The organism is Flagellimonas amoyensis (assembly GCF_003058265.1).
Classification (GTDB): Bacteria; Bacteroidota; Bacteroidia; order Flavobacteriales; family Flavobacteriaceae; genus Flagellimonas; species Flagellimonas amoyensis.
The window spans coordinates 42,853-55,144 of record NZ_QBUK01000007.1; the positions used below are offsets into that span (position 1 = coordinate 42,853).

At 47.3% G+C, this 12,292-nt stretch carries 9 protein-coding genes; 8 read left to right on the forward strand and 1 reads right to left on the reverse strand.

Annotation, left to right across the window (positions count from 1 at the left end):
• Positions 1-43: 43 nt before the first annotated feature.
• From DB398_RS11000 to DB398_RS11010, 3 genes are read left to right on the forward strand one after another with little or no spacing between them, the layout of a single operon-like run.
• On the forward strand, positions 44-289 hold the full coding sequence (locus tag DB398_RS11000) for a helix-turn-helix transcriptional regulator (protein ID WP_108424449.1): 246 nt from the start codon (positions 44-46) through the stop codon (positions 287-289).
• The gene (locus tag DB398_RS11005) at positions 258-572 is read left to right on the forward strand and encodes a HipA N-terminal domain-containing protein (RefSeq protein ID WP_108424450.1); all 315 of its coding nucleotides are present in this window, start codon (positions 258-260) and stop codon (positions 570-572) included. Before DB398_RS11000 ends, DB398_RS11005 begins: the two co-directional genes overlap by 32 nt.
• Positions 569-1,507, forward strand: a complete 939-nt coding sequence (locus DB398_RS11010) for a HipA domain-containing protein (protein ID WP_108424451.1) — start codon at positions 569-571, stop codon at positions 1,505-1,507. Before DB398_RS11005 ends, DB398_RS11010 begins: the two co-directional genes overlap by 4 nt.
• 208 nt (positions 1,508-1,715) lie before the next feature.
• On the opposite strand, the gene DB398_RS11015 is transcribed toward DB398_RS11010, so the two are convergent.
• On the reverse strand, positions 1,716-3,512 hold the full coding sequence (locus DB398_RS11015) for a ParB/RepB/Spo0J family partition protein (protein WP_108424452.1): 1,797 nt from the start codon (positions 3,510-3,512) through the stop codon (positions 1,716-1,718).
• A 301-nt stretch (positions 3,513-3,813) separates the two neighbouring features.
• Between DB398_RS11015 and DB398_RS18670 the strand changes: the two genes are divergently transcribed.
• The 5 genes from DB398_RS18670 (at position 3,814) to DB398_RS11040 (ending at position 12,192) form a co-directional block, all read left to right on the forward strand.
• Positions 3,814-4,125: a DUF6660 family protein gene (locus DB398_RS18670; RefSeq protein ID WP_108424453.1), complete on the forward strand. Its 312-nt coding sequence runs from the start codon at positions 3,814-3,816 to the stop codon at positions 4,123-4,125.
• Positions 4,126-4,233: 108 nt separating this feature from the next.
• Positions 4,234-8,574 (forward strand): CusA/CzcA family heavy metal efflux RND transporter, encoded by a 4,341-nt coding sequence (locus tag DB398_RS11025; RefSeq protein WP_108424454.1) that lies wholly within the window; start codon positions 4,234-4,236, stop codon positions 8,572-8,574.
• A complete protein-coding gene (locus DB398_RS11030; protein WP_108424455.1) occupies positions 8,567-9,763 on the forward strand; it encodes an efflux RND transporter periplasmic adaptor subunit in 1,197 nt (398 codons plus the stop codon). The genes DB398_RS11025 and DB398_RS11030 overlap by 8 nt, the downstream gene beginning before the upstream one ends.
• 10 nt (positions 9,764-9,773) lie before the next feature.
• Complete coding sequence (locus tag DB398_RS11035) at positions 9,774-10,196, forward strand: Fur family transcriptional regulator (RefSeq protein ID WP_108424456.1); 423 nt, start codon at positions 9,774-9,776, stop codon at positions 10,194-10,196.
• Positions 10,197-10,218: 22 nt separating this feature from the next.
• Positions 10,219-12,192, forward strand: a complete 1,974-nt coding sequence (locus DB398_RS11040; protein WP_108424457.1) for a heavy metal translocating P-type ATPase — start codon at positions 10,219-10,221, stop codon at positions 12,190-12,192.
• The last annotated feature ends 100 nt before the right edge of the window (positions 12,193-12,292 follow it).

A 12,292-nucleotide genomic window follows, 5' to 3' on the forward strand; every position in this document is an offset into this window, starting at 1 on the left:
ATTTCAATTATTATGTGTATTTTGCACCCGAAAAGGTATAGTAATGAAAACATGGAATAGAAATAATCCCATAGCACAGTTCATTCGCAAAAGAAGGAAGGACCTTAACCTGACCCAATTCGAACTTTCGGATACTACAGGGGTGGGGCTTCGTTTTGTCCGTGAATTGGAACAGGGAAAACCCAACTTGATGACGGATAAGATCAATCAGGTACTTTTATTCTTTGGACATGAATTGACCCCTAATCCCATAAGTGATGCGACAAGGAGAAATTTGGGTGAACAATAAATTGGCAGGAATTCTAATGGAAAATGAGGATGGCTATCACTTCGCCTATTCCATGGACTACCTAAGATCGGAAAATCCCGTTGCCGTGTCCCTGACACTACCGTTAACGGATCAAACCTATCATTCAGATTTTTTGTTCCCCTTTTTCGATGGTCTGATTCCCGAAGGATGGTTATTGGACATTGCCCATAAAAACTGGAAACTGAATCCCCGTGATAGGATGGGGCTTCTATTGGCTACCTGTAAGGATTGTATCGGCAACATAAGTGTATTGGAAAAATGAGCAACTGTCTAGCCTGTCAAAAACCGCTTTCCCCAGAAGAGGATCTATATCATCCAGACTGTCTAAAGGCTTTTTGGCAGAATGATACGCCTGTACTTATATTGGAGTATGGGCTATCGGATATCGAGGAACTTGCCAAGGAGAATGTGGCACAACGCGTCATTGTCACCGGTGTACAACCCAAACTTTCCTTGGGTTTCACCAATGATAACGAATCCAGGCTCACCATTGTGGGGGCCTTGAACGGAAGGTACATCTTAAAACCGCCTTTTTCCGAATACCCCCAAATGCCCGAAACGGAGGCCCTTTCGATGTTGATGGCAAAGGCCTGTGGTATTGATACCGTACCCTTTCTCTTGATTCCTTTGAAGGATGGACATTTGGCCTATCTGACCCGAAGAATAGACCGGGATGCCAAGGGCAACAAATTTGGCATGGAGGATGCCTGCCAGTTCACCCAACGTCTTACGGAACACAAATATAGGGGTTCCTATGAACAGGTCGCCAAAGCCGTAATAGGTTATGCACAAAACCCAATATTCGATGTTGTCCGGTTCTATGAACAGGTCCTTGTCTCCTTCTTGATTGGAAACAATGATATGCACCTCAAAAACTTTTCCCTTTTATCGACCCATGGAACTTCCTACGCCCTAGCCCCTGCCTATGACATGATTTCGGCCCAATTGATATTACCTGATGATCCCGAGGAACTGGCCTTGACCTTGAACGGTAAAAAAAATAAAATCACAAAAGAAGATTTTGATTTGGCAATGGAAAAGGCACATATACCCAAAAAGGCCATCGAAAATTTGTGGGCACGGGTCATGGACGGGACAAAAAAATGGCCCACTTTGATTATGGAAAGTTTTCTAACGGATGATAAAAAAAAAGGGCTCCAGGAATTAATTGAAGATAGAATAAGCCGCATCGTATAAATGGTATTATTTGTAAGGTGCTCTTCAAAATCAACATGATTACCGGACCGAACCTTAGTTAGACTATTTGGCCTTCCCAACATATAGTATTCCATCCAACATATTCGGTCCTTGTCCAAAAAGTGGACTACGAAGAAGTGTCCACTTCCTATGGATGACCATAAAAAAGAGGAGCCTGTTTCCAGACCCCTCCCTGCATATATCCAAATTAATCTTTGATTACCTTGGCCTGCTTCTCAAGCGCCGTAATCCTTTCCTTGATCCGGGCTTCACGCTTTTGACGACTTTCGGCATAGGTTTCTTCAATGACCGAGATCTTGTCCTTGTAGAAGGATTGCATTGCGACATAAAAGGATCGGTTGGTCAGGTCATTGGTGTGATTACTTTCACCAAGATGCACCTGACGGGTCAATAGGAACCTTAGCAGTCTATGGAAAGTCTCCTTCTTGAAGTTTTCTTTGAACCGGGCCACCAGTTCTCCGTGGGATAACCTTGAATCATCCTCAAAGAAGTCTTTAAAATGTTCCCTCTGGCTATAAAACCCGATGTTATTCTCGAACAATGAAATGGAAATGGCCACCATTTCATCCGTGGTCAAAGGTTTCTTCCGATCGATATAATCCGTTTCCCTGATCATGTCCGCTACTTCCTTGAACTGATTATTGTTCTCAATCTGTTTTTTCCGAAGTTCCCTTGCATTGATCTTGATGATCTGTTCCTCCGGGGTGCACTCGGCCATCTTTCTTTTCTCCAAGGACTTGGCACCTGAGCTTCCACCATCTGTTTCCTCCCTCACCTTAACAAAAATGGCCTGGGTCAAATAGGTATCCGTTTCCAGAAGAATACCCTTTTCAAAACCATGGTCCAAGGCATTGTCCCATGCCTCCTTTTCCTCAGTAAAGGATTCTAAAGCCTCATTCAGGAATTCAGCTAATTCTTCCTCTGTGTATTCATAGTGCCGGTACTCCTCTTTAATACTTTCCAAGGTAGGCTCAATTGGCTGCTTTAAAATGTCAAGTTCATTGGTCAAATGCACCTCAAGACCTACTTTTTCCATCTGGGCCATGACCCATTGGTTGCGTTCCTCCTCCACCCAGTATTTGCTAATGTTGGGTACCAGTTTCAATCCCTCCTTTTTCACCCTTTTCAAGAGTTGCATAAAGGTCTTGGTCTTTTTGTTTTCAAAACAGGATGTCCGGGTACAGACCATTTTACCCTCCCCGAATAGATTGCCCTGGTTGGCAGCGTTGAATGGACATAAAGTACATGCCCCTGCCTTGGGTAACAAGGTTTTATCCGCTACGTCAAATGGTGCCCTGGTCAAGTCATAGGTCCTACTCCCAACCATTCGTCTGACCCGATGTTCTTGATATTCCCCTTCAAGGCTTTCCAATAGCATCTGCTGCTCCCCTGGTTCAAAAAGGGCCACCGCCACCCCAAGGGAAATGGTCATTTCCCCAGTACGGACAAAGGCCTTGAATCCCTCGATCAAGCCCGCCAGTTTGATGCGCTGTCGGACATAGTTTTCGGATCGCCCCAAACGTTTGGCGATCTCTGTGGGTTCGTAACGGTCCAACAAAAACTGGATGGCCTCGGCCTCTTCTGTGGGTTCTACATCCTTCCGTTGGAGGTTCTCGATGATCTGTACTTCCAGAACTTCCGTATCGACATAGTCCCTTACCATGGCCGGGATAGTCGTCAATCCGGCCAATTTACTCGCACGAAACCGTCTTTCACCTATGACAATGGTGTAACCCTCTTCAGATTTTCTGACCGTTATGGGCTGCAATACCCCATGTTCGGCAATGCTCTGTGCCAAATGATGGAGACTTTGCTCATCAAAGGTTTTTCGGGGTTGACCGGAATCTGGGAAAACCGATTCGATTCCCAACATCTGCATCTGTGGAACCGATACAGCATTTCCATGGGATGTAGATTTCAATGCCCTTCCACCTTGTTTGTTACCTTTTTTTCGTGTCGCTCTTTGTTTTGTTTGTGCTTCCATGATTTTTGGATTTTGGTTAAACAATATTTGAGCTAAAACCAAGCGGAAGACAACATTTTGGAGTGGCAAGGAAACGGAATAAATAGTGACCCATGGAACGGTTTTATGCCGTCCCTTGTCCGAGAAAATAGTGCGAGCTTAACTTTCGATAAAGATTGATTGATAAATTGAGTACCACTATACATCCCCATTGAAATTACAATGGTCTAGCGTTCAAGCAAAAAACATGATAGTGAAATCAAAATGAAGTGAAAGTGATGTTTGCAATCCAGTTGCACAATGAATGCTTTATCTTTGAATCGTGAAACTTTTGGCAATCATATTATCCCTTTATTTTCTTGGCCTGAATGCTATTCCTTGCGGGGATTCGGAAATGGTTGGGGGTGATGATACCCAAAAGGTTTCGGTGATTGACCATGAAGGCGGGCATGATGGGGCATACGAACTTTGTTCGCCTTTCTGCCAATGCCACTGTTGCCATGTCCATACTGTGGATTTTGGCATTACTACTTTTGAACCGATGACCCACTCCATTGTACGAGAAAATTTCGTCCATTTTGATGGGCTGGGCAAAGAGGTCGCCTTTTCACTTTTCCAACCCCCGCGGTATTGATTCAGTTTTTCATGGGATAATTGTATCCCATAGACATTTGACATTCAGGATGCAAACATCCTTTCTGCATCCATGGACTTTCTTTAACTGAATTAATATCATTTGCCAATGATCAATAGAATCATTGATTTTTCAATCAACAATAAATTTTTTGTGGGTCTGTTCACCCTTGCCCTAATCGGGGCGGGCCTATGGAGCATGACCAAGGTTCCCATAGACGCCGTGCCCGATATTACCAACAATCAGGTACAGGTCATCACCCAAGCACCCAATCTGGGAACAGAGGATATAGAGCAATTTGTGACCTATCCGGTCGAGATTGCAATGGGCAATTTGCCCAATGTCAAAGAGATCCGATCCATATCACGGTTCGGACTTTCAGTGGTCACCATCGTTTTTGATGATGATATGGGCAACTACCTACCACGTCAGTTGGTGGGGGAAAAATTGGTTGAGGTCCAGGAAAGCATTCCACAAGGATTTGGCAAACCCAAAATGGGTCCCATATCCACAGGTCTTGGGGAAATATACCAATACACCCTTGAGGTCCAGCCCGGATATGAAGACACCTATTCTACCGCAGACCTGCGATCTGTGCAAGATTGGATCGTCCGGCGGCAAATGGCCATGGTTCCTGGGGTCATCGAAGTGAATGCCTTTGGCGGAAACATAAAACAATATGAAGTAGCTGTTGATCCAGATGCACTCCGTGCCATCGACGTGACCATTTCGGAAGTTTTTGAAGCATTGGAGGGCAATAACCAAAACACGGGCGGTGCCTACATTGAACGCAACCATCAAGCCAATTTTATTCGTGGCGAAGGCTTGGCACGCACAGTCACGGATATTGAGAACATCGTGATCAAGAACGAGGGGGGCATTCCCATCAAGGTCAAGGATGTAGGCAAGGTGCAGGTGGGCCACGCGGTCCGTTACGGGGCCCTGACCAAGGATGGAAAAGGAGAGGCAGTTGGGGGCATGATCTTGATGCTCAAAGGGGCAAATTCCAATGAGGTCATCAGCAAGGTCAGGGATCGCATGCAACAAGTACAGAGATCCTTGCCCGAAGGTCTGGAGATCAGACCCTTTTTAGATCGGAGTGAGCTCATTGCCGAGACCACGGGTACAGTGACCACCAATCTTTTGGAGGGTGGGCTGATCGTGATCTTTGTCCTGGTCTTGCTCCTGGGCAATTGGAGGGGAGGGCTCATCGTTGCCTCCACTATCCCCCTGTCCTTACTTTTTGCCTTTATCCTGATGAACCTGTTTGACGTATGGGCCAACCTAATGAGTCTGGGCGCCATCGATTTTGGGATCATTGTCGACGGTGCCGTGATCATTGTGGAAGCCACCGTGTTTCTGATGTACACCAAGCTGTCCAAAAGAAAATCGACCCAAAAGGAAAGGGACAAACTAACGGGGAATGCCTCCAAGAAAATGATGAACGCTGCGTTTTTCGGACAACTCATCATTTTGATCGTCTTCATTCCCATCTTGGCCTTAGAGGGTGTTGAAGGCAAAATGTTCCGCCCCATGGCATTGACCTTCATTTTTGCGATGCTCGGGGCCATGGTGTTGTGCCTGACCTATGTTCCCATGGTGTCGGCATTGATTTTAAAACCACCGGTAGCTGAGCGTAGTCGAAGCTACGGCGACCGGATTTTGCATTGGGTGGAGGATCGATATGAAAGACTTTTGACCCGTGCCTTGACCAAAAAAGGGGTGATCATTGGCATAACGTGCACTATCTTTTTGGCGGCCCTGTTTGCCTTTACACGATTGGGGGGTGAATTTATTCCCCAATTGGATGAAGGTGATATCGCCTTTCACGCTATTCTGAAACCCGGCAGCTCCCTTTCGGAGACCATTGCGACCACGACCAAGATCGAACGGATCGTCAAAGCGGAATTTCCGGAAGTCGAGAACGTGGTCAGTCGCATTGGTGTGGCCGATGTGCCCACGGACCCCATGCCGATGGACATTGCCGATGTATTTGTCATCCTAAAACCTTCGGATGAATGGACATCGGCAGCGAGCAAGGATGAATTGGTGGAAAAAATGAAGAGTGCAGTGGGCATGGTGCCAGGGGTGAACTTCGAGTTTACCCAACCCATCGAAATGCGGTTCAATGAACTTTTGACCGGAGTCCGTGAAGATGTGGCCATCAAACTCTTTGGAGAAGATCTGGATGTATTGGCCAGTAAAGCTGAAGAAATGGGCAAATTGATAGCCAATGTTCCCGGGGTTGCCGATATGAAAGTAGAGGCCACGGCCGGATTGCCCCAGATCACAGTGGCTTACGATCGGGACAAAATAGCCCAATATGGATTGAAAATCAACACATTGAATAACTTGGTGCAATCGGCATTTGCAGGAGGACAGGCCGGGGTCATATTTGAAGGGGAAAAACGTTTTGATCTGGTCGTCCGGCTAGAGCAAGACAACCGAAGAGGTATAGAGGATATCCAAAACCTGTTTGTCAATCTTCCCAATGGCACGCAGGTGCCCCTGAAAGAAGTGGCGGAAATCAGTTATGAGCCAGGCCCCATGCAGATCAGCAGGGACGATACCAACCGAAGGACCTACGTGGGCATCAACATTCGCAATAGGGATGTGAAATCTGTGGTCAGGGATATCCAACAAAAGTTGGATGCCGAGTTTGAGCTCCCGGCGGGTTATTACATCCGCTATGGAGGGGCCTTTGAGAATTTGGAACGGGCCACAGATCGTCTCCGAACGGTAGTGCCCATTGCATTGGCACTCATTTTTATCCTCATCTATTTTGCTCTGAAGTCATTTCCCCAGACCCTTATGATCTATTTGGCCATTCCCATGGCCACCATTGGCGGCGTGTTCGCCTTGTGGATGCGTGGTATGCCTTTCAGTATTTCGGCCGGGGTTGGGTTCATCGTGCTTTTTGGTGTGGCGGTACTGAACGGTCTGGTCATGGTGAGCGGCCTGAACGAACTTAAGGAAGATGGAGTCACAAACCTCAAAGATCGTGTTGTTCAAGGGACCAAACGACGGGTGAGGCCCATCATGCTCACTGCCTTTACGGACATTTTGGGATTTTTGCCCATGGCCATCTCGGTATCGGCGGGAGCAGAGGTGCAACGGCCTTTGGCCACAGTAGTAATCGGAGGGTTGGTAACGTCCACCCTGCTTACCCTGTTCATCCTGCCCATTTTCTATCAGTGGATGGAACAACGGACCGAACGCAGGGCATTGTCAAAAATGAACTGGAAGGCATTGATCATCTTCCTGATTTTCTTTTCTGTTACGGGAATGGGACATGGACAGGACCTCCAACAAGAACAACATCCCGAAATTGGTCTGGATGAGGCTATAACATTGGCCATGGAGCAATATCCCCAATTGCAAACGGCAGCATTGGAGATGGAACGACAGAAAGCCTTGAAAAGTACCGCCTACAATTTTGGAAACTCCCAAGTGTTCACCGGGGGTGAGGAAATCAATGGCGATATCGGTATATATACCCTTGTAGGGGTGGGACAACAGAATATGGATCTGTTCGGGATCAGGCCAAAGGTGGAATTGGCGCAGCAGCGCATTTCACTTGCAGAGGCATCCTATACATTGAGCAGATTGGAAGTAAAACGGGAGGTCCAAAAAGCGTGGTCCAACGCCTACCGGGCAAGGCAATCCTATGGATTGTACCATGAACTGGACTCTATTTACGATGCTTTTTCAAGGGCGATGGAACTGAACTTTCAGGTGGAGGCCATCTCCCAATTGGAACATACCTCGGCGTTGAACCAAGCATTGCAGATCAAGAACCAACTCCAACAGACTGAAAAGGAATATGCCATGGCACTCCAAAAGTTGAATTTATGGTTGTTCTCCGAGACATTTTACGTCGTCCCGAAGGATTTTGAGCCCGAAACGGACTTACAGGAAATGACCTTGAACAGTTTGGAAGACCATCCGATGACCCATCTGGTAAAAAAGCGCATTGATGAGACCAATGCTTTGAACAAGGTGGTGCGGGCCGAACTTTTGCCCAAATTCAATCTTCAGGGTGGACTCCAACAAATCAATGGACAGCGTGGTTTTTACAGTTATCAAGCTGGAATTTCCATCCCGTTGCTTTCAGGGAACAGGGGCGAGGTCAAGGCAACCCGGATACAAAGTGAAATGGTGGAGCGGGAAGCGGACCTGGTGTTGCGGAAAATGGAAAGCGAATACCGACAAGCCCGATTGGACCATGAAAAATGGTGGGATACCTGGTCTTTCTATCAAAACAAGGCCGTTCCCCTTGCCAAGGATCAACGAAGGGGAGCGCTTATGGCCTATCGGGAGGGGGCATTGGATTACGCTGGATTTACGCAGATCATGCAAGATGCCATCAACACGGAGATCAAGGCTTTGGATGCCCTGGATAACTATCTCCGATCAAAATTTGAACTACAATACTTTATCAATGAATAGATTTATGCATTCCATACGAAAGAGAATAGGGTTTGTGCTGTTGTTGCTGATGGCCGTAGGCTGTGGGAACAATGTTGAAAATCACAAGAGAATAGAAACAAGTGAACAAACTGCCAACGAAATGTCCCCAAGTGAGGGAATCCTAATGACCCAACAACAGTTCGATGCCCTTCAAATGGAAATTGACACGTTGCAAAAACGAAATATGGGCGGATATGTGGAGGCCAATGGACAACTGGAGGTGCCTCCCCAAAATGAGGCCGCCATTACCTCGGTGATCGGGGCAAATGTGGCATCCATCGAGGTCATTGAAGGAGATGAGGTAAAAAAGGGCCAGGTGCTGATGTATCTTTCCCATCCAGACATTATCGCCAAACAGACGGATTACCTCAACGCCCATACCAATGGCCAGTTTCTGGAGAAAGAGTACGAACGGCAAAGGAAACTGTACGAAGCTGGTGTGGGAAGTGGTTCTGCCTTTCAGAAAATTGAGGCCGAGTACCTTGCCGCCAAAAGCCTGGTGAAGGGATATGAGGCCCAATTGCAGCAATTGAACATCAATGTGGCCAGTGTGCGGGACGGGAATATCCAGCAACGGGTCGCCCTGCGTAGCCCTATCGAAGGGTCGGTGCAAAAGGTGAAGATCAAAACGGGCCAGTATGTCGGTCCACAGACCGAACTGATGGAGGTGGTGAACACCCACCACGTCCATGCGGATATGATGGTCTTCGAAAAGGATGTCCATAGGGTAAGTAAGGGGCAAAAGGTGAATTTCAAGGTGCAGAGCCTAGCGGACACCGAACTTTCGGCCACGATCTACTCGGTAGGGAAAACCTTTGAAGAAAGCCCAAAGGCCCTGCACATCCACGCCGAAATTGAGAACAAAACAGGGAATTTGATACCCGGCATGTATATTCAAGGTCGTATCTTGACGGATAGTTTCCAAACAGAAGCATTTCCTGAAGGGGCCATTGCAGAGGAAAACGGCAGATCGTTTGTCTTTCTGGCAAAAAAAGAAAGCAATGATTGGTATTTTGAACCTGTGGAAGTGATCAAGGGAATCCGTGACAATGAATGGGTCGAGGTCAAATTTTTGAAATCACCCGATCAAAAGGCTGAATTTGCCCTGAACAATGCCTATTATCTTATGGCCGAAAGGCAAAAAGGAGAGGCGGAACATAGCCATTAAAGACATTGCGATGAAAGAAATAGAAAACATATTGGAGAGCAAAGGGGTACGGCCTACGGCAATGCGACTTTTGATCTATAAGTTTATGGCCAAAAAAGAAAGGGCGCTTGCCTTGACTGATATAGAGGACGCATTTGAAAAAGCCGACAGGACCACGTTGTACCGAACATTGAAAACTTTTGAGGAAAAGGGGGTGGTGCACCAAATCGATGACGGAACCGGCGTGCAGAAATATGCTGTTTGTGACCAAGGGTGCAATTGCGACCTGGAGCAGGACCTGCATCTCCATTTCCATTGCAACACTTGTGGCGAAACGGTATGCCTAACCGAACAAAAAATCCCGCACATCAACCTCCCTGAAGGCTTTGTTGCCGAAGATGCCAATTTGGTACTCAAGGGAATCTGTGACAAATGCACTTCCGTTGCATCCTAAATTTTGGGAACTTGGCCCTATGATGAAGAAAAAGAAAACACGATTGGAAGACCTGGGCAAGGATGGACATTCCCATAATGATGGACACCACCATGACCATGGAGCATCTGGCTCGGGCCTACCAACATATTTCCCTGCGATTTTCAGCTTTTTGCTGTTGGTAATAGGCATCTGCCTGGACTATTTCGATGTGCTTCCCTTCTTCAAGGGATGGATGCGTATCCTATGGTACACCATTGCCTATATTCCCGTTGGGTTTCCCGTGGTCAAAGAAGGTTGGAAAAGCATCAAAAAAGGGGATTTCTTCACTGAATTTCTATTGATGTCCATAGCCACCTTGGGGGCCTTCGCCATTGGGGAATACCCTGAGGGTGTTGCGGTGATGTTGTTCTATTCCGTGGGTGAACTGTTCCAGGATGCCGCCGTAAAAAGGGCCAAAGGGAACATCAAGGCACTGTTGGATGCACGACCGGATGAAGCCTCGGTCTTCAGGGATGGGGATTTTATAACCGAAAACCCGGAGAATGTCAACATCGGGGAACGCATCAAAGTGCGGGTCGGCGAGAAAGTTCCGTTGGACGGTGCACTGCTTTCAGCAAGGGCCTCGATGAACACGGCTGCCATCACAGGGGAAAGCAAACCCGAGACTCTAGAGAAGGGAGATATCGTCTATGCAGGCAGTATCAATCTGGACGGGGTCATCGAAGTGGAAACGACCAAGGAATTCAAGGACAGCTCCATTGCCCGTGTCTTGGATATGGTGCAGAACGCTACCGCCCGAAAATCCAAGACCGAACTGTTCATCCGAAAGTTTGCCAGGATCTATACACCTATTGTGGTATTCCTTGCCATTGCCCTTACCCTTCTCCCCTATTTTTTTGTGGACGACTATAACTTTAGGGATTGGCTCTACCGGGCATTGATATTCTTGGTGATCTCCTGTCCCTGCGCCTTGGTCATCTCCATTCCGTTGGGCTATTTTGGTGGTCTTGGTGCCGCTTCCCGAAATGGGATACTGTTCAAGGGAGCCTCCTTTTTGGATGCCATGACCAAGGTGAATATCGTTGTCATGGACAAAACGGGCACGGTAACCAAAGGTGTGTTCAAAATCAAGGACATCAAGTCCGCTGGTATGGATGAAACAGAATTCATGGGGTTCCTCCTGGCCTTGGAAGCGCAATCCACCCATCCCATCGCCCAGGCCATAGTACAATACAAAAATGACAACCCGCAGAAAGCCATGGAAGTGAGTGAAGTGGCCGGAAAAGGATTAAAGGGTATAGTTAACGGAAACGTGGTCTTGGCAGGCAACAAAGCCTTGATGGAAGCCAATGGAATAACGATTCCGTCTGAAACCGATTCCATCGTGGAAACCCTGGTCATGGTCAGTGTGAATGGCAAGTTTTCGGGATATGTCACCATAGCCGATGAACTCAAGGAGGATGCCCTGCACGGGGTTCGACAAATCAGGGAAGCAGGGATATCCAAACTCATCATGCTATCCGGTGACAAGGATTCCATCACCCAAGAAGTGGCCAAGGAACTGGACTTGGATTGGGCCAAGGGAGGATTATTGCCCGAGGATAAGCTCCGTGAGGTCGAAAAACTAAAAAAGGTCACAGATAACATCATCGCCTTCATTGGCGATGGTATAAATGACGCACCTGTATTGGCGGCCAGTGATGTCGGCATTGCCATGGGGGGCCTTGGTAGCGATGTGGCCATAGAAACGGCAGATGTCATTATCCAGACCGACCAGCCCAGTAAGATAGCCAGGGCCATTAAGATCGCCCGTTCCACTCGTCGTATCGTTTGGCAGAACATTGGGTTGGCCTTTGGGGTCAAGGCGATAGTGCTCATTTTGGGAGCTGGAGGCATGGCCACCATGTGGGAAGCCGTCTTTGCCGATGTCGGTGTAGCCTTGTTGGCCATCTTGAATGCTGTACGTTTGCAACGGATGCAATGGGAAAACAAAGAGCTTGGTCAAAAAAGGTGAGGCCTGACCATGTCCAAGAAATGGAATCTTAAACACTACAACTTGGATGACAAATTAATGGTTAAGTCTTTCTCTCTAATTTCCCAAAGTTCCATTTTGA

Bases quoted from the DNA above. Each gene is read 5' to 3' on its own strand.
- DB398_RS11000 (WP_108424449.1), top strand. From the start codon at position 44: ATGAAAACATGGAATAGAAATAATCCCATAGCACAGTTCATTCGCAAA.
- DB398_RS11005 (WP_108424450.1), top strand. From the start codon at position 258: ATGCGACAAGGAGAAATTTGGGTGAACAATAAATTGGCAGGAATTCTA.
- DB398_RS11010 (WP_108424451.1), top strand. From the start codon at position 569: ATGAGCAACTGTCTAGCCTGTCAAAAACCGCTTTCCCCAGAAGAGGAT.
- DB398_RS11015 (WP_108424452.1), bottom strand. From the start codon at position 3,512: ATGGAAGCACAAACAAAACAAAGAGCGACACGAAAAAAAGGTAACAAA.
- DB398_RS11025 (WP_108424454.1), top strand. From the start codon at position 4,234: ATGATCAATAGAATCATTGATTTTTCAATCAACAATAAATTTTTTGTG.
- DB398_RS11030 (WP_108424455.1), top strand. From the start codon at position 8,567: ATGAATAGATTTATGCATTCCATACGAAAGAGAATAGGGTTTGTGCTG.
- DB398_RS11035 (WP_108424456.1), top strand. From the start codon at position 9,774: ATGAAAGAAATAGAAAACATATTGGAGAGCAAAGGGGTACGGCCTACG.
- DB398_RS11040 (WP_108424457.1), top strand. From the start codon at position 10,219: ATGAAGAAAAAGAAAACACGATTGGAAGACCTGGGCAAGGATGGACAT.